This window comes from Bordetella genomosp. 5 (assembly GCF_002261315.1).
Classification (GTDB): domain Bacteria; phylum Pseudomonadota; class Gammaproteobacteria; order Burkholderiales; family Burkholderiaceae_B; genus Bordetella.
Map to the genome: position 1 here is coordinate 155,991 of NZ_NEVP01000010.1, position 18,213 is coordinate 174,203.

The window sequence follows — 18,213 nt, forward strand, 5'->3', positions numbered from 1 at the left end:
CGGGCCTCAGAACTCGAACGTCAACGTGGCGGCCACCACCATGCTCTGGGCCTTGAGCACGTCGGGCTTCTTCAAGGGCCAACCGGCGGAGAGGTCGTAAGCAGCGGTGACGTAGGGCATGGGGAGGCGGCCACGCAGCCCCGCGACCGCGCCCACCAGCGTGCGACTCGCGAGGTATTCGGCCGAGGGGCCCGAGACACGGCCCACGTCCAGGCCGGTGTAGAGCTGCTGGCCGCCGAGGCCCGCGCCATCGAGGTTGAGGGATACGTCGTTGCGCAGGCTCCAGCCGTGTTCGGCGGCGAGGGTCATCTGGCCATCGAAGCCGCGGACCGCGTAGCGATTGCCGATCGTGAAGAAATCGGCCGGCACCAGCGGCGTCTTGGCATGCTGGATTTGAGCGACGCCCTGATATGCCATTTGCTGGCCGGCGAGGGTGAACGGCAGATACAGCCCGGCGTTGCCACTGAGAATCAGCGTGCGGCCGTCCCAGTCGGGATCGCCCAAGACATAGCCCACGTTGTTCGACCGGCTGGGCACCACGCCGCGCACGCCCCCGCCGATATCGAGGGCCGCGCGGCCCACGTAATGACGGTGCCCATAGCTGAACTCGTAGCCCGCCACGTCGCGGCGCTGCACTTCGATATCGATGTCGTTGAGGGTGCTGTTGGCGCGCTTGCGCAGCACCTTGAGGCTGGCCGTGCCCTTGTACGCCGCCCCGCGGTACGGCACGACGGCCACGCCCGCCTCGATCTGCTTGCTCGTGCCGCCGTACACGATGGGCTCGTCGAAGCCCGCCACTGTCTGGCGATAATGCGAGCGGCTGGCGCCCGCGAAGACGCTCCAGTAACCCACCGGCACGCTGTAGTTGACCGACGCGGCACGGGCGCCCGCCTGCCCGTTGCCCATGTCGGCGTTGCTGTTCCACGAGGCCGACAACTGGTCGTAGAGGAACAAGGGGGAATCGAGCGTGAGGCCCGCGTTGATCTGGTTCTTGCCCGTGGTATTCATGCCCGCGTTATCGGCGCCGACGTTGGCGTGCCAGCGCTTGCCGGTGCCGGGCTTGATTTGCAGGTCGGACTCACCGAGCTCCGTGCCGGGCACGAGGTCGATGGACGCATCGCCCTGGCCGGCCAGGCGGCGGATGTTTTCGAGGGCCTGATCGAGATCGCGCTGATTCACCGCGCCACCGGGGCCGGTGGGTAAGGCGGTGCGCCACCAGCCCGGCGTGGCCTCGTCGCGTATGACGCCGATCCTGCCGGCCATATAACGCAGGGTCAGCGTGCCGTCGGCCAGCGACTGTTCGGGTACGAGCACCCGCGTCGTGATCAAGCCCGCGTCGATGAGCAGCTCGCCGAGGTACTTCTGGAATTGCTGCAGGCCCTGGACGCCGACGCAACGCCCTTGCACCGCTTCGGCGGCGCGCCGCAAGCCCGCGGGCGGCGCGGGGGCCTCCCACTGAACGCGTGCGATCAGGAAGCACGGATCCTCGGTGGGCAGGCGCAGGTCGCCCGACGCGTCCGGTGCCGCTTCGGGGGCCAGCACGTCGGGCCGGTGTTGCGCCCGCTCGCGCTGCGCCTCGATCTCCTGCTGCTGGCGCCGTTCGATCTCGTGCCGGGGCGCGGCCTCGGGCGGCAAGGGCTGCGACTGGGCGTGGGCGAAGCCCGCCGCGCTGAGCGCACCGAGCGCCACGATCCCGGCTGCCAGGTGAAGTCGAGTCTTGCTGGGTCCCGCCTGTGTGTGTCGATCGGCCACGTTTCTGCTCTAGCTGGTTGTTGCGGGCCCATCGCCGGCGGCAGCTTGCGCTACCCCGACGCGAAACCTGCCTGTTCAGTGTCGGTGCAGTCACATCCGATCTTTCTGCCCACCCGAGATTTCGGACGGACGTCGCCGTCCACCTTTTGCGGCCGCGCAACGGCGTAGCGCATGCCACGTCGGCTCCCGACACGAGGCAGGCGATATGAAGTGCATGCACTTCGTTGCGAAGCGCGCATGGTCGGCTGTTGATTGAAAAGCACGTGTGGTGCGAGGGATGGCGCGAGCGTGTGCGCCAAGTGCATGCAATTCGTGAAAGGGCCGCGCCCGGGCGCTGAGGACGCGGCGCGGGTCGCCGCCGTCAGCGGAGGCGTCGCGCCTTGGCCTTTCAGGACAACGCGAGCCGCCGCTCGAATTGCATGCAGTTTTTAGGGATGCCGCGCGCAGGCGCGCACCGACGCGCCCGGGCCGCCGGTTGGCGGAACCCGAGGGGTCGGCTCAGGGAAAGAGAGGAAGGGGTGAAGCGCAGGCAGCGGAGGCAACGATGCCGGTGCCCCGCGGCCTGGCGTGGCCCGCGGCTCAGCGCAGGCTGGCGTCGATCAGTCGCTCGGCCGCGGCGACGAGGTACTTGGGCGGGCCGTCTTCGCCGAACATCTGGCCGGTCAAGAAGGCGCCTTCGAGCATGAGCAGCAGACCGTTGCCCAGTTCGTCGGGATCCTGCGCGCCCATGGCCCGGGCGAGTTCGACCATGCGGTCACGCAATACATGTTTGTGCGCGACCGCAACTTCCCGCGCCGGATGGTCGGGCTCGGGATACTCCACGCAGGCATTGCTCAGACCGCAGCCCCGGTAGTTCGGCAGCTCGGTGGCGCGCTGGGACAACACGCGAAAGTAGGCCAGCACCTGCTCGCGGGGATCATCGGGATGGGTGTCGAGGCCGGCGTCGAAGCGCGCCCAGAACTCCTGTTCGTAGTCGCGCAGGTAGGAGGCGGCGAGCTCGTCCTTGGAGGAAAACGCCCGGTAGAGGCTGGGCTTGGTGACGCCCGCCTCGTTCACGATGGCATCGACGCCCACGGCACGGATGCCGTCGCGATAGAACATGCGGCGCGCGGTTTCGCGGATACGGTCGGCGGCCAGGCGCGGCGTGGCGGGTTGCGGGCCGGCCTGCCGCGGCGCGGCCTCACGCGGCCCGGCCTGGCGCGGCCCGGCCTGACGCGGCCCGGCCTGGCTTGCCTGCCCCGCTTCCGTCGCGCGGGGAGCCGCGGAAGGGGAATCCGTCGTCTTGGAAGCCATCGTGTCTCCTCCAGAAAAAACGCTTGACGATGTTACTGACCGGTACGTACGATTCGAGTTCCTGATTACGTACCGGTCAGTAACATGAGTATAGCCCAGCCTCCTGCCCCATTCCGCCGCTACGGCCAGAAGTACGCTTTCGTGGTCGTGGCGGTGATTTTCTTCGCCCTGCTGATCTCGGCCGGGCTGCGCTCCACGCCCAGCGTGCTGATCGTGCCGCTCGAAGAAAACTTCGGCTGGAGCCGCGCCACGATTTCGTTCGCGGCGGCCGTCGGCATCTTTCTGTACGGCCTGACCGGGCCGTTCGCGGCGGCCGCGATGGAGCACTTCGGCCTGCGCCGGGTGTTGATCGGCGCGCTCATTCTGATGTCGGCCTCGAGCGCGGCCAGCGCGTTCATGACCGAGTCCTGGCAGCTGTTGCTGACCTGGGGCGTATTTTCGGGAATCGCCTCGGGCGCGGTCGCCGTCGTGCTCGGCGCCACGATCGTCAATCGCTGGTTCGCCACCCGTCGTGGACTGATGATGGGCCTGCTGACCGCGAGCACCGCGACCGGCAACCTGCTGTTTCTGCCCATTCTGGCCGCGCTCGCCTCGTCGGGCGATTGGACGCGCGTGGTCTGGGCCGTGGCGGCCGGCGCCGCGGTGCTGGTGCCGTTCGCGATCTGGCTGGTGCCGGACCGGCCGGCCGACGTCGGCCTGCGCCCCTATGGCAGCGCGCCCGACGCGCCGCCGCCCTCCTCCGCGCCGCGCACCGGTCTGCTGGCCGCGACGTTCGGGGCCCTGCGCCGGGCCTCCGTCACGCGCACGTTCTGGTATCTGTTCGCCACGTTCTTCGTGTGCGGCTTCACCACCAACGGCCTCGTGGGCACGCACCTGATCGCCATGTGCGGCGACCACGGCATCGCCGAGATCCAGGCTGCGGGCCTCCTGGCCTTGATGGGCATCTTCGATCTCGTCGGCACCACGGCTTCCGGCTGGCTCACCGATCGCTACGACCCACGCCGTCTGCTCTTCATGTATTACGGCCTGCGCGGGCTGTCGTTGATGTATCTGCCCTACTCCGATTTCTCGTTCTACAGCCTGTCGATCTTCGCGATCTTCTTCGGGCTGGACTGGATCGCGACGGTGCCGCCGACGCTGCGCCTGACCACCGAGGCGTTCGGCGAACGCGACGCGCCGATCGTGTTCGGCTGGATCGTGGCGGGCCACCAGCTCGGCGCGGCCAGCGCCGCCTGGATGGGCGGCTACGTGCGCGAATCCACGGGCAGCTACCAGTGGGCCTTCGTGATCGCGGGCGCCACCGGCCTGATCGCCGCCGTGATTGCCCTGATGATCGCCCGCCGCCCGGCCACGGCGGCCGCGCAGCCGGCCTGACGGCCGGCGCCAGGCGCATCAAGCGCGCAGCACAAACGAACCGCCCCCCGGCGCATGGGTTACTTCCCAATGCGCCGGGGGGCGGTTTGCATCGCCGGGCTTGCGCCGCGCCGGTCGAGGTCTCGTGTCGCTGACCTCGATGCGCAACGCCTACTCGGCGATGTGCGTGCCTTTGACCGAAGCGGGGTCGATGCCCGCCTTGCGCAGACGCTCGTCGGCGCTGGCCTCCTGACCGCCCTCGGCCTCGGGCGGACGCGCCAGCTGATCGGCGAGCGCGCTCTTGGCCTGCACCACGTCGGTGGCATCGCCACTGACGAGCGCCACGCCTTCGCTGCCGTCGGTCTTCTTGAACTGGATCTGGGTCTTCATGCTGCTCTCCTTTGGGCGGACGGGGACAACCCCCCTATCAGCATGCGCCGTGCCGCGACCGCGCCGTAACACCGGGCGGACGGGCCCCGCTCGAACCGCACAAACGACAAGCCCCGGCTTACCGGGGCTTGGAGGCTTGCGTGGCGGCACCCGAGCGCAGCCGCTCAGGCCTCGGCTTCGACCTCGCCGAGATAGGCCGCGCGCACCTTCGGGTCGTCGAGCATCTCGCGGGCGGGGCCCGCCAGGATGATCTCGCCCGATTCCATCACGTAACCGCGATGGCTGTTCTCCAGCGCCAGACGCGCATTCTGCTCGATCAGCAGAATCGTGACGCCTTCGTTGGCGATGGTGCGCACCACCTCGAAGACTTTCTCGACCATCAACGGGGCCAGGCCCATCGAGGGCTCGTCGAGCAACAACAGCTTGGGACGCGCGATCATGGCGCGACCCATGGCCACCATTTGCTGCTCGCCGCCCGACAGCGTGCCGGCGGCCTGCTTGCGCCGCTCGGCCAGACGCGGAAACAGCGTGAACACGCGTTCGGTGTCCTGCCGGATCTGCGCCGCGTCGCGCCGGGTATAGGCGCCCATGGCGAGGTTCTCTTCGATGGTGAGCTGGCCGAAGATGCCCCGGCCTTCCGGCACCATGACGAGCCCCTGGCGCACGAGTTCGTAGGAGCGCTTGCCCGCGATGGACTGGCCGTTGTATTCGACCACGCCGCCCGCGGTGGGCACGAGGCCGGTGATCGCGCGCAGCGTGGTGCTCTTGCCGGCGCCGTTGGCACCGATCAGGCACACCAGTTCGCCTTCGTTCACATGCAGGTCGATGCCGCGCACGGCACGGATGCCGCCGTAGGCGACTTCGAGCTGGCGCAGCGCCAGTAAGGGTTGTGCAGTGCTCATGCCGGCTCCTCCGAATGATGCAACAGCGGATCGGTGGCCGCACCGGCGCCGAGATAGGCTTCGATGACCTTGGGGTCACGCTGCACCTGCGCGGGCTTGCCCATCGACAGCACCTTGCCGTACTCGAGCACGAGTACACGGTCGCACAGGCCCATCACGAGCTTCATGTCGTGCTCGATCAGCAGCACGGTGATGCCGTCGGCGCGGATCTTCTCGATCAGCTGGCGCAGCACCACGGTCTCGGAAGCGTTCATACCCGCCGCCGGCTCGTCGAGCGCGAGCAGCTTGGGATCGGTGGCGAGCGCCCGCGCGATCTCCAGGCGTCGCTGATCGCCATACGACAGCGCGCGTGCGACGTCGTTGGCGCGATGGCCGATGCCGACGTACTCGAGCAGATCATGCGCCCGGCGCTCGATGGCGGCCTCTTCGGCGCGCTGTGCCGGCGTGCGCAACACCGCGCCGAACACGCCGGCGCGGGTGCGCACGTGACGCCCGATCATGACGTTTTCGATCGCGCTCAGGTTCGCGAACAGGCGGATGTTCTGGAAGGTGCGGGCCAGCCCCGCGGCCGCGACTTCATGCGGCTTGGTGCCCACCAGCGAAATGCCGTTGAACGTGCACTTGCCGTCTTCGGGGATATACAGCCCGGTCAGCACGTTGAACAGCGTGGTCTTGCCCGCGCCGTTCGGTCCGATGAGGCCGTAGATCTCGCCCTCTTCGATATCGAAGCTCACGTCGGTGAGCGCGCGCAGGCCGCCAAAGCGTTTGCCGAGTCCTTCGGCCTTGAGGATCACGCTCATGCCGCACCTCCCTGCTGGCGGTTGCCCGCCAGCTCGCGCTTGCGCACCGCCGAGGGCCACAGGCCGGCCGGGCGGAACAGCATCACGCAGACCATGGCCAGGCCGAACAGCAGCATACGGATGCCTTCGGGGTCGAGGACCACGGCGCCGAACAGCATGTGCTGCACCGGCTCGACGACCGCGCGCAGGAACTCGGGCAATGCGGCCAGGATGATGGCGCCCAGGATCACGCCCGGGATGTTGCCCATACCGCCCAGCACCACCATGCACAGGATCGAAATCGATTCGGTGAGGCTGAAGCTCTCGGGGCTGACGAAGCCCTGCATGGCCGCGAACATCGCGCCCGCCACGCCGCCGAACGACGCGCCCATCGCGAAGGCCAGCAACTTGATGTTGCGCGTGTTGATGCCCATGGCCTTGGCGGCGATTTCGTCTTCGCGGATCGCTTCCCAGGCGCGGCCGATGCGCGAATTCTGCAGTCGCGCGCACACCAGGATGATCAGCAGCGTGAGTCCCACCAGCAGGTAGTAGTACTTCTCGGGCCCCGTGAAGCGGATGCCCATCAGCGTTTCGGTGCGATTGAAGGCGAAGTCGCCCACCCGGAACGGATCGATGCGGTTCACGCCCTGCGGCCCGTTGGTGATGTTGATCGGCGCGTTCAGGTTATTGAGGAAGATCCGGATGATCTCGCCGAAGCCCAGCGTCACGATGGCGAGGTAGTCGCCCCGTAACTTCAGCGTGGGCGCCCCAAGCAGCACGCCGAAGACGCACGCCAGTGCCAGGCTGATCGGCAGGATGGCCCAGAACGGCAGGTGCAGGCCGAAGTGCGGCGAGGCGAGCAAGGCCCACACATAGGCGCCGACCGCGTAGAACGCGATATAGCCGAGATCGAGCAGGCCGGCGAAGCCCACCACGATGTTCAGGCCCAGCGCCAGCATCACGTAGAGCAGCGCGAAGTTCATGATGCGCACCCAGCTCTGGCCGGCCATGCCGATCACGAAGGGCAGCACGGCCAGCACCACGCCGATCAGCGTGATGGCGGCGAGCTGGCGGGTGTTGATACCCGAGCGGTTGGAAGGCAGCGTGCTCATGCGCGGTCCCCCACCCGTTCGCCGAGCAAGCCCGACGGACGGAAGATCAGCACCAGCACCAGCACGACGAACGCGAACACGTCCTGGTAGTGGCTGCCCAGGAAGCCGCCGGTGAGGTCACCGATATAGCCCGAGCCCAGCGCTTCGATGATGCCCAGCAGCAGGCCGCCCGCCATGGCGCCGACCAGATTGCCGATGCCGCCCAGCACGGCGGCCGTGAAGGCCTTCAGCCCGAGCATGAAGCCCATCGTGTACTGCGACACGCCGTAGTAGGTGGTGATCATCATGCCGGCCACGGCGGCGAGCGCCGAGCCGATCAGGAAGGCCGCGGAAATCACGGTGTTGATGTTCACGCCCATCAGTCCGGCCACTTCGCGATTCTGCGCGGTGGCGCGCATCGCGGTGCCCAGGCGGGTCTTGTGCACGACCACCAGCAGCGCGCCCATGATCGCGGCGGCGATCACCACGATGGCGATCTGCAGCGTGCTCATGCGGGCGCCGAAGATGTTCAGCACGTCGGGCTGCAGCACCTGCGGGAAGTTGAGATAGTTGCGCCCCCACACCATCATCGCGACGTTCTGCAGAATGATGGACACGCCGATGGCGGTGATGAGCGCGGCCAGGCGGGGCGCGCGGCGCAGCGGCCGGTAGGCCACGCGCTCGGCGGTCCAGCCCACCGCCATGCACAGCGGCACGGCGACCAGCATGCCCACGCCGAGCACCATGAAGGCCGAGGCGTTGGGATCGGCGCCCACCATGGCGGCGGCGATCATGGTGGCGGTCATCGCGCCGATCATGACCACATCGCCATGGGCGAAGTTGATCAGACCGATGATGCCGTACACCATGGTGTAGCCCAACGCGACGAGCGCATACACGCTGCCCAGCGTGAGGCCATTAATCAGTTGTTGAGTGAAGATATCCATACGGGCTTCGAAAAGGAGCCGGGTAACAGGCCGCCGTGCGGTCTGCACCGGTGCGCGCCCGGTGAGGGGTCGGCGCCGTTATGGCAGGCGGCGCGGAGGCCGGTCCGCCGCGGCGACACGGTGTCGGGGCGGTACGGACGGCCGCCGGCCGCGGCACGGTCGGCGGACGAAGCGCGGTGCGCTTCGCCGCGTGGACACGGCACATGCCGGGCCGTCAGGCGCCAGGCAGGTGCCGGGGTCGGTCGGCTCAGTTGGCCTGGCTGACCATCGTTTCGACCATCTCCCACTTGCCGTTCTTGACTTGATAGATCGTGACCGAGATTTCTTTCAGGTCGCCGTTCTTGTCGTACGAGATGTGCTCGCTGGTGGCGCCCTTGCGCTCGAGCTTGGCCAGCGACGACAGGTACTTCGAGGGATCGGCCGAGTTGGCCTTCTCGATCGCCGCGATCATGTTCCAGGCGCCGTCGTAGGCGTAGGGCGCGTACACGCCGGGGGCCTTCTTGAAGCGGGCTTCGTAACGTTGGGCGAAGTCCTTGCCCGCGGTCATCTTGTCGAGCGGCACACCGGCCAGCGAGGCGTAGGTGCCGTCGGCGGCGTCGCCTGCCAGCTTGATGAAGGTGTCGCTGCGGGTCATTTCGCCCGAGACCAGCGGTGCCTTGATGCCCAGCGTCGCGATCTGGCGCTTCATCGGGCCGGACTGCGCGTCGAGGCCGCCGAAGAAGATGGCGTCGGGCGCGCTGCCCTTGATGTTGGTCAGGATCGACGTGAAGTCGTTGGCCTTGTCGGTGGTGTACTCGCGGCGCACGATCTGGCCACCGGCAGCCTTGACGGCCTTCTCGACTTCGTCGGACAGACCCTGGCCGTAGGCGGTGCGATCGTCGATGATCGCGACCTTCTTGGCGTTGAGCTTCTCGACGATGAACTTGCCCACGGCGGCGCCCTGCTGGGTGTCGCTGGTCATCATGCGGAACGTGGTCTCGTAGCCTTGCTTGGTGTACTCGGGCGACGTGGCCATGGCGATCTGCGGCAGGCCGGCGTCGTGGTAGACGCGCGACGCCGGGATCGTGGTGCCGGAGTTGAAGTGGCCGAGGATGCCGTTGACGTCCTGGTCGACGAGCTGCTGAGCCACCTGCACGGCAACGCGCGGGTCGGCCTGGTCATCGCGGGACACCAGCACGAACTTGGCCGGCTTGCCATCGATCTTGATGCCCTTCTGGTTCGCTTCTTCGAGCGCCAGGTTCAGGCCGTTCTGCATGTCTTCGCCGTAGTGCGATTGCGGGCCGGTCAGGGGCGCCGCGAAGCCGAACTTGATGTCGGCAGCCTGGGCGGCGCCTGCCACGCAGGCGGCGGCAATGCCCGCGGCCAGCAGTTTGATGGGGGTGCGCAACGTCATGGTTTCCTCCCGATAGGTCGCACGAAATGCCTTGCTTTGTTTTATATCCGGGCTTGTGGCCCGAAGCCGGTTTTTCTGCCGCCGGGCTGGCCTGGGACTGCGCTCTCGAAGGAGCCAGAGGCCGCAGGCGCTGCACGGGGCAGGTCTTGTGGCACCCCGGGTTCGGGGTCCGACAAGCCGGCGCCTTGCAACAGGCACCGGGCACTGCAGGAAAACGACCGGAAACGACGGTAAAGCAACTGCAATCTGACTGCTGTATATCCCGGTGGGAGCGGATTGTGAACGGGTGCAACCCGGGCTGGTATTGGAGATAACCCGAGGTTGTACATCGGGTTAGCCCTAGCTCGAATCGCCCCCTATTCTTTCTTCCTCAACCGATGGTCATGAGGCTGGCATTGCCCCCGGCGGCGGCCGTATTCACGCTCAACGAGCGCTCGCACAGCAGGCGCTCGGGCGCGTAGCTGGCGCCGGCGGCAAGCGCGTCCGACGACAGTCCATGCACCGCCACCAGCGGGCCGGCACGACGCGCCACGCGCTGGTTGAGCGCCCGCAGCGTGTCGCCATCACCCTCGAACAATACGGCCTGATACTGCGCCTCGTCGACCTCGGCGTCATCCAGGATGGCGGCCTGCTCGCGTGCCTCGGCATCGAGACCGGCCAGCAGCGCCTGCGCGGCCGGCGTGTCGGCGAACCAGGCCTGGTTGCCGGTGGCGCGCGCCACCGCCCATTGCGCGCGGGCACCGGCATCCGTCGCCGCCACGCAATAGACCGCGCCGCGCGGCTCGACCATATAGGTGTTGGTTTCGCCCGTAGGGCCGGGCAGCGCCAGCGCGACCGGCATGCTGGTGGCACCCTTGAGCGCCGGCGGCAGGCCTTGCGGACGCACCGACAGCAGACGGTACATGTACAGCGGACCGCCCGCCTTCGGACCGGTGCCGGAGAGGTTTTCACCGCCGAAGGGCTGCACGCCCACCACCGCACCCACGATATTGCGGTTGACGTAGAGGTTGCCGGCCTGGACGGCCTCGGTCACGTGCGCCACGGTTTCGTCGATCCGCGTGTGCACGCCGAAGGTGAGGCCGTAGCCGGTGCCGTTGATCTGCTCCAGCACGCGGTCGAGGTCGCCTCGCGCGTAGCGCACCACATGCAGCACGGGGCCGAACACTTCGCGCTTGAGTTCGCCGATGTCCTGGATCTCGATCAGCGTCGGCGGCACGAAGGTGCCGCCGCGGCATTCCGGTGCCAGCTCGACCTGGTCGACGCGATGGCCGGCCGCGCGCAGCGTGTCGATGTGGTTGAGGATGTTGTGTTGGGCTTCGCCGTCGATCACCGGACCCACGTCGGTAGAGAGGCGATCGGGGTTACCCACGCGCAGCTCGCGCATCGCGCCGCGCAGCATGGTGAGAACGTGATCGGCGTTGTCTTCCTGCACGCACAGCACACGCAGCGCCGAGCAGCGCTGGCCTGCCGAATCGAACGCCGAGCTCAGCACGTCGAACACCACCTGTTCCGACAGGGCCGACGAGTCGACCACCATCGCATTCTGGCCGCCCGTCTCGGCGATCAGCGGAATGGTGTGGCCGTCGTCGTCGAGGCGCTCGGCCAGGCTGCGGGCGATGATGCGCGCCACCTCGGTCGAACCGGTGAACATCACGCCGCGCACGGCGGCGGCGCCCACCAGGCGCGCGCCGATGGTCTCGCCACGCCCCGGCAGCAGTTGCACCGCGCCCGCCGGCACGCCGGCGGCGCGCAGGATGGCCACGGCCTGGGCCGCGATCAGCGGCGTCTGCTCGGCCGGCTTGGCCAGCACGGTGTTGCCGGCGGCCAGCGCGGCGGCCACCTGACCCGTGAAGATCGCCAGCGGGAAATTCCAGGGGCTGATGCACAGCACGGTGCCCAGCGGACGGTGCGTGTCGTTGTCGAACTCGCGTTCTGCCTGGTCGGCGTAATAACGCAGGAAGTCGACCGCCTCGCGCACCTCGGCAATCGCGTTGGGCAACGACTTGCCGGCCTCGCGCACGATCAGGCCGAGCAGATTCTGCATCTGCTCTTCGAGCATCTGCGCCGCGCGGCGCAGGCATTGCGCGCGTTCGGCGACCGGCGTGGATTGCCAGATCGGGGCGACGTTGGCCGCGCCGCGCAGCGCGATGTCGGCCTCGACTTCGTTGGCTTCCATCACCCGGCCGACCACGTCCCGCTGATTGGCCGGATTGAGTACGTCGATGGCGCGGGCATCGTCCCAGAGCGGATCGCCCTCGCCCAGCATCGGCGCGGCGCGCCACGGCATGGCGGCGCTGGTCTGCAGTGCGGCCGACAGCGATCCCAGACGATGTTCGTTGCTCAGATCCAGACCGGCGGAGTTGGCGCGCACCCCTTCGCTGGTGTTGCCATACAGGTCGCGCGGCAGCGGGATCTTCTCGTGCGGCGCGCCCAGCGGCACCACGCGCGACGCGGCTTCGACCGGATCGGCGACCAGCTGCTCGACCGGAATGGTCTCGTCGCCGATGAGGTTCACGAACGAGGTGTTGGCGCCGTTTTCGAGCAGGCGGCGCACCAGATAGGCGAGCAGCGTTTCGTGCGTGCCCACCGGGGCGTAGATGCGGCAGGGGCGATTGAGCTTGCCCTGGGCCACGGGGCCGACCACTTCGTCGTACAGCGGTTCGCCCATGCCGTGCAGGCATTGGAACTCGTATTGGCCGGGGTAATAGTTTTGCCCGGCCAGGTGATAGATGGCCGCGAGCGAGTAGGCATTGTGCGTGGCGAACTGCGGGTAGACCGCCTCGGGCGCGCCGAGCAGCTTGCGCGCGCAGGCCAAGTAGGCCACGTCGGTATAGACCTTGCGCGTATAGACGGGGTAGCCCTCGAGGCCGTCGACCTGGGCACGTTTGATTTCGCTGTCCCAGTAGGCGCCCTTGACCAGGCGCACCATCACGCGGTGGCCGCTGCGGCGCGCGAGATCGATCACGTAATCGATCACGAAAGGCGCACGCTTCTGATAGGCCTGGATCACGAAGCCGATGCCGTTCCAGCCGTCGAGTTCGGGCGTGAAGCACAGCGCTTCGAGCAGGTCGAGCGAGATTTCCAGGCGGTCGGCTTCTTCGGCATCGATGTTCAGGCCGATGTCGTATTGGCGGGCGAGGATCGTGAGCGCGCGCACGCGCGGCAGCAGCTCGGCCATCACGCGCTCGCGCTGGGCACGCGAGTAGCGCGGATGCAGCGCCGACAGCTTGATCGAGATGCCCGGGCCTTCGTAGATGCCGCGGCCGGCCGCGGCCTTGCCAATGGCGTGGATGGCCTGTTCGTACGAGGCGTAGTAGCGCTCGGCGTCTTCGGCCGTGGTGGCGGCCTCGCCCAGCATGTCGTAGGAATAACGGAAGCCGCGCGACTCCAGCTTGCGGTTGTTGGCCAGCGCCTCGGAGATCGTCTGGCCCGACACGAACTGCTCGCCCATCATGCGCATGGCGATGTTGACGCCCTTGCGCACCAGGGGCTCGCCCCCCTTGCCGATCAGGCGCGTGAGCGCGCGCGACAGCGATTGTTCGCTGCTCACGGACACCAGCTTGCCGGTGATCATCAGGCCCCAGGTGGCGGCATTGACGAACAGCGACTGCGAACCGCCCATGTGCGACTTCCAGTCGCCGCGGGCGACCTTGTCGCGGATGAGCGCGTCGCGCGTGGCGCGATCGGGGATGCGCAACAGCGCTTCGGCCAGACACATCAGGGCCACGCCCTCCTGGCTCGACAGCGAAAACTCCTGGATCAGCCCTTCGACACCGCCACCGGTGCGCTTGGCGCGCAGCGCCTGCACCAGCTTGGCCGCCATCGCATGCGTCTTTTCGAGCTGCGGCATGCGGGCCTGCCCCAGCAGCAGCGGCACGCATTCGGATTCGGGGCGGCGGTAGGCAGCCGTGATCGCGGCGCGAAGGACCGACTGCGGCTGCACGTCCTGGCCGAAATCATAGAACGGCGGGTGATTCACGACCGGCGTGTCGTCGAGGTCATCCACACCGCCGTCTTCACGGCCCAGATGCGCCATCTCGGGCGGCAATTGGCCGCGTTCGATCTTGTCGAGATAGGAGACGATGGCCTGCTTGTGCAGCCAATGGGGTGTGCAGTTCAGCTTTTGTGCGGCCGCCTTGAGGCGATCCCGCAGCGCGTCGTCGACCTTGACGCCCAGGGTCGTGCTAGCCATAAATCGTGGGTTCCTGATACAGCATGGGAAGGCCGCGCGAGGCGGCATGGCGAGCGTGCCCCGGTGAAACCCACAGACGATCGGGGGCCCCGGAGCACCTCGGTGCCACCGTATGCTAATCAGGTTGCAACCCGGTCGATATACAGGTTAACCCTTACGTGCCTCGGGTTAACCGCATGGAAACAAGAGAGATTCTTCGGAATAACAGGAATCAACACGGCGCCTCGCCCGCCGCTCCCCGCTCCAAAACGGGACAAATGAGGCCGAACAGCCGGCAACGCGTCGACAAAATAAAAAAGGCGCGGTGCTACCCGCGCCTTCGGATCCGAAAATGTCTTCAGCGGGCCCCGTCCGCCAGTTGGGTGCAGCCGGAGACCCTCACCTGTTCGCTCGCCGGCTGGGCGTCCTGCCCGCCGGAACGCACCGCGCTGGCGATGGTGCGGGCGAGCAATTGCGCGGCCTGCTGCTGCGCGGTGACGAGGCCGGTCACGGCCGCACCCTCGACCGGCACGCTCACCACGGTGCGGCAGACGAGTCCGCGGCCCTGCGCATTGAGCGGCCGCGCGCGCCAGGTGGCGTCGAGCACGGCCGGGCCCCCGTCGTTCATGTCGAAGCGCTGCACATCCGTCTGCACGCGCCACACCGGCGCGCCCGCGGCCGGCCGCACCACCTGCACGTCGAGCACGCCCAATTCGCGCGTGAGGCCGTCGGACAGTGCCGAGCGCAGTTCGTCGGGCAGCGCGCCCGTCCAGCGGTCCGAATACAGCGGCGCCACGGTACCCGCCCCCGTGCGCAGCATGATCTGAGGTTGATCCACCTGACTGGGCACCGTCACCGGCAGCACCTCGATCATGTACGACGCATTGCCCGTGGACGCTGGCGCCGCCTGCTGAGGCGCCAGCAAGGTGTAATAGCGAGGCGTGGGCGAGGAGCCGCAGGCCGCGAGTGTCACCGCCACGCCTACATACGACAGACCGCGCAAGAAAATGGACTTCATGGATTAGTTCCTGACAGGGCCCGCGCCCGGGATGGGATCTTCCCCACGCCCGCGCAGCAAGGCTTCGGGATTGGCCTGGAGATAATCGGACAGCGCACGCAGCGAGCGCGCGGCCCGGCCAAGCTCCTGCATGGCGCGCTCGGTATTGACCGGCAGCGACGAATCCGAAGCGAGCAATTCGTTGACCGCCGACAGCGACTGACGCGCCTGCTTGAGGACCGACTGCGCCTCGGGCGCCACGTCTTTCTCGAGGCGGCCCATGAGCTTGGAGGTGTTGGCGAGCGTGCTGCGCAGCTCGTTGCCGATCTGCTCGAACGGGATCTTCTCGACCTTGTTGACGATGCTGGTGATCTGCTCCTGCAGCTGATCGAACTGACCCGGAATGGTCGGGATGGTCATCGGCTCGGTCGGCTTGTAATCCACCGGCGGCGCCTTCGGGAAGTGGTCGAGCACGATGAAGAGCTGGCCCGTCAGCAGGTTGGCCGACCGCATCTGCGCGCGCAGACCGTACTTCACCATCACGGTCATGACCTGGCCCGGCGCCAGATGGCCCGTGCCCACCTTTTCGGCCTCGGCGCGGATCTCTTCGTACAGACGGCCCAGACGCTCGGGGTAGAGCGTGGCGTCGACCCAGGCGAAGAAGCGCTTGGTCTTGCTGTCGAAGTCGATCGTGATCTTGGTGACGTCGCCGAGCGTGATGCCCTGGAAGTCGATCGGCGCGCCGACCGACAGGCCGCGTACCGACTGATCGAAGCGCATGCGCACGGGGAACGGCTCGCCATCGGTGTTGGCCTTGGCGACGCCTTCGCCGGTGTAGAGCTCGAACGTGTCGTTCTCCTTGGCCACCTCGGTATTGCGCGGGGATACGTCTTCGAACGCGATGCCGCCGATGGCCACCGACACCAGCGACTGCGTGCGGACTTTCAGCCCTTCCGCGTTCACCGAAAAATCGACGCCGCTGGCGTTCCAGAAGCGCGTGCCGCTGGTCACGAACTTGTCGTTGGGCGCATCGACGAAGATCTCGACGTTGACGGCCTTGCCGTCCTGGTCGAGCGAGTAGCCCACCACCCGCCCGACGCTGATACGGCGGTAGTAGACGGGCGAGCCGATATCGAGCGAACCCAGGTCACGCGCCTTGAGCATGAAGCGCTTGCCCTCGCGATCGTGCGTGACGGCGGGCGGGGTTTCGAGCCCCACGAAATCGAACTTGCTGGCCTTGGCGGGCGCCTCGCCGGTGTCTTCGGCGGCATCGACGCCGATGTAGGCGCCCGACACCAGGGTACCCAGGCCGGACACGCCGCTCACGCCCAGGCGCGGACGCACCACCCAGAAGTTGGTGCCTTCACGCGCGAGATTGGAGACGTTGCGGGTGAGCTCGGCCTCGACGACGACCTTGCTGCGGTCTTCGTTGAAACCGATGCCCTTGACCTGACCGATGGTCACGTCTTTGTAGCGCAGCTGCGTCTTGCCGACTTCGAGCCCTTCGGCGGTCTCGAACTGGATGGTGATCTCCGGGCCGCTCTGCATCCAGGTGCGAACCACGAGCGACAGCCCTGCCACCGCCGCGATCAGCGGAACGAGCCAGATCCAGGAAATGCGCGAGCGTTCTTTCTTCGAGACGGACACCTTGTGCACCGGGGTGCCACCAGGAGGAGTCTGTTCGGCCATTGTCACGTTTCCTTTGTACGACGCCGCATGCCGGGGGCATGGGCAACTCCGGCAATTGTGCCAGTTACATCATTGAATGCCATTGTGCCTTAAAGGCGCGGATGCGGCGTCCCGCCGCGTTCAGACCGTAGGCGACGCCGGCGAACGCTCGGCAGGCCGCGACGCCTGGACCTGCTCATGAAAGTGCGGATGGTCGTGCGCCCATTCGGACCGCTCCTGCACGTCCCATGCCCGGCGCATGTCGAAACTCATGGCGGCGAGCATCGTGAGCACCACCACGAGCCCGAAGGCCGCAGCACCGGGCGCGGCGCTGATCTGCATCAGGCCCGGGAAATCCGCCAGCGCGGCAAGCAGGATCACCACGAAGACGTCGAGCATCGACCACTGCCCGATGAACTCGACCAGCTGATACAGGCGGGTACGCTGGCGCAGATTGGTGGCGCTGCCGTTCTGGGTGGTGAAAGCCAGGAACGCCAGCGAGAGGATCTTGGTGAGCGGCACCACCACGCTCGCGATGAACACGATCAACGCGATGTCCCATGAGCCGGTCTCGTAGAGCTCGACGACGCCGCCCAGGATGGTATGCGCGCCGTCGCCCAGCAACGAGGTGATGTTCATCACCGGCAGGACATTGGCGGGAATGTAGAACACCGCCGCGGCCAGCAGCAGCGCCCAGGTGCGCGCCAGGTGGTCGGGCTTGCGATAGTGCAGCACGGCGTCGCAGCGGCGGCAATGGTGCGTGGCTTCAGGGTCTTCGGCGCTGGACAGGGCCTGCACCTGACCGCACACATGACAGCCGGCCAGCACCGTCGCGCCGCTCATGTCGGGAAGATGGACTTCGGTCGCGCCCTCGAGCTCGGCCATGCGCCACACGGCGGCCGGCGAGAGACGGCTCATGATGGTGAGCAGGATGGTGAGAAAGCCGAAGCCCAGCAGACCCACGGCCGGCGCGACCGACGCCATGCCGGCCAGCTTGACCACGGAGACGACCACGCCCAGCAGGAATACCGGCACCATACTCCAGGGCCGCACCAGGCCAAGCATACGCAGCACCGTGCGAAAGCCCGGCGCCAGCCGCCCGCGCGCGAGCGGCCCCAGCACCCACAACAGCAACACGATCTGCAGCAAGGGGATCAGGAATCCCACGATGCCGGTCATGATCGCCACGGCCCAGTGATCCTGGCGCCAGGTGATGGCCACCGCGTCGAGGAAGGTGGCGTCGCTGACCATGCCCTGCACGGTCAGGGTGGCCACCGGATAGATGTTGGCGACCAGAAAGATGATCAGCGTGCCGAGCGCGAGCGCAAACCAGTTAGCGGGCGTGAGCCCGCTGTAGCGCCACAGGGTGGATTCGCAGCGTGCACAGCTCGCTGCCTCGCGCGGGGCCAATGCGTGCCAACGATAGACGTTGCCGCAGTGTTCGCACGAGAGCAGCGAGTGACGGTCGTCGCTCAAG

13 protein-coding genes are annotated in these 18,213 nt (G+C 67.4%); 1 reads left to right on the forward strand and 12 read right to left on the reverse strand.

Annotated features, from left to right (window positions below; all coding sequences use genetic code 11):
* Positions 1-6 precede the first annotated feature (6 nt).
* Positions 7-1,752, reverse strand: coding sequence for a ShlB/FhaC/HecB family hemolysin secretion/activation protein (locus CAL25_RS16195; protein ID WP_094801860.1), 1,746 nt, complete (start codon positions 1,750-1,752; stop codon positions 7-9).
* A gap of 579 nt (positions 1,753-2,331) precedes the next feature.
* Entirely contained in the window at positions 2,332-3,045 is a 714-nt protein-coding gene (locus tag CAL25_RS16200) for a TetR/AcrR family transcriptional regulator (protein WP_094801862.1), read from the reverse strand.
* A gap of 84 nt (positions 3,046-3,129) precedes the next feature.
* Here CAL25_RS16200 and CAL25_RS16205 point away from each other — a divergent pair, with 84 nt between their 5' ends.
* Positions 3,130-4,419 (forward strand): MFS transporter, encoded by a 1,290-nt coding sequence (locus CAL25_RS16205; RefSeq protein WP_094801864.1) that lies wholly within the window; start codon positions 3,130-3,132, stop codon positions 4,417-4,419.
* A gap of 150 nt (positions 4,420-4,569) precedes the next feature.
* Here the strand turns inward: CAL25_RS16205 and CAL25_RS16210 are convergent, their stop codons facing one another.
* From CAL25_RS16210 to CAL25_RS16255, 10 genes are all read right to left on the reverse strand, one after another.
* Positions 4,570-4,788 carry a hypothetical protein gene (locus CAL25_RS16210; RefSeq protein WP_094801866.1) on the reverse strand — a complete coding sequence of 73 codons (219 nt, stop codon included), beginning with the start codon at positions 4,786-4,788 and terminating at the stop codon, positions 4,570-4,572.
* A gap of 164 nt (positions 4,789-4,952) precedes the next feature.
* Positions 4,953-5,690 (reverse strand): ABC transporter ATP-binding protein, encoded by a 738-nt coding sequence (locus tag CAL25_RS16215; RefSeq protein WP_094801868.1) that lies wholly within the window; start codon positions 5,688-5,690, stop codon positions 4,953-4,955.
* A complete protein-coding gene (locus tag CAL25_RS16220; protein ID WP_094801870.1) occupies positions 5,687-6,490 on the reverse strand; it encodes an ABC transporter ATP-binding protein in 804 nt (267 codons plus the stop codon). The genes CAL25_RS16215 and CAL25_RS16220 overlap by 4 nt, the downstream gene beginning before the upstream one ends.
* Entirely contained in the window at positions 6,487-7,581 is a 1,095-nt protein-coding gene (locus CAL25_RS16225; RefSeq protein WP_094801872.1) for an ABC transporter permease subunit, read from the reverse strand. Before CAL25_RS16225 ends, CAL25_RS16220 begins: the two co-directional genes overlap by 4 nt.
* Positions 7,578-8,507, reverse strand: a complete 930-nt coding sequence (locus CAL25_RS16230; protein ID WP_094801874.1) for a branched-chain amino acid ABC transporter permease — start codon at positions 8,505-8,507, stop codon at positions 7,578-7,580. The genes CAL25_RS16225 and CAL25_RS16230 overlap by 4 nt, the downstream gene beginning before the upstream one ends.
* A 247-nt stretch (positions 8,508-8,754) precedes the next feature.
* Positions 8,755-9,900 (reverse strand): branched-chain amino acid ABC transporter substrate-binding protein, encoded by a 1,146-nt coding sequence (locus tag CAL25_RS16235; protein ID WP_094801876.1) that lies wholly within the window; start codon positions 9,898-9,900, stop codon positions 8,755-8,757.
* Between the two features lie 370 nt (positions 9,901-10,270).
* Positions 10,271-14,092, reverse strand: a complete 3,822-nt coding sequence (gene putA / locus CAL25_RS16240) for a trifunctional transcriptional regulator/proline dehydrogenase/L-glutamate gamma-semialdehyde dehydrogenase (protein WP_094801878.1) — start codon at positions 14,090-14,092, stop codon at positions 10,271-10,273.
* Positions 14,093-14,429: 337 nt separating this feature from the next.
* Entirely contained in the window at positions 14,430-15,089 is a 660-nt protein-coding gene (locus CAL25_RS16245) for a PqiC family protein (RefSeq protein ID WP_094801880.1), read from the reverse strand.
* Positions 15,090-15,092: 3 nt separating this feature from the next.
* Positions 15,093-16,757, reverse strand: a complete 1,665-nt coding sequence (locus CAL25_RS16250) for an intermembrane transport protein PqiB (protein ID WP_094801882.1) — start codon at positions 16,755-16,757, stop codon at positions 15,093-15,095.
* Positions 16,758-16,877: 120 nt separating this feature from the next.
* Positions 16,878-18,212: a paraquat-inducible protein A gene (locus tag CAL25_RS16255; RefSeq protein ID WP_094801884.1), complete on the reverse strand. Its 1,335-nt coding sequence runs from the start codon at positions 18,210-18,212 to the stop codon at positions 16,878-16,880.
* Position 18,213 lies beyond the last annotated feature (1 nt).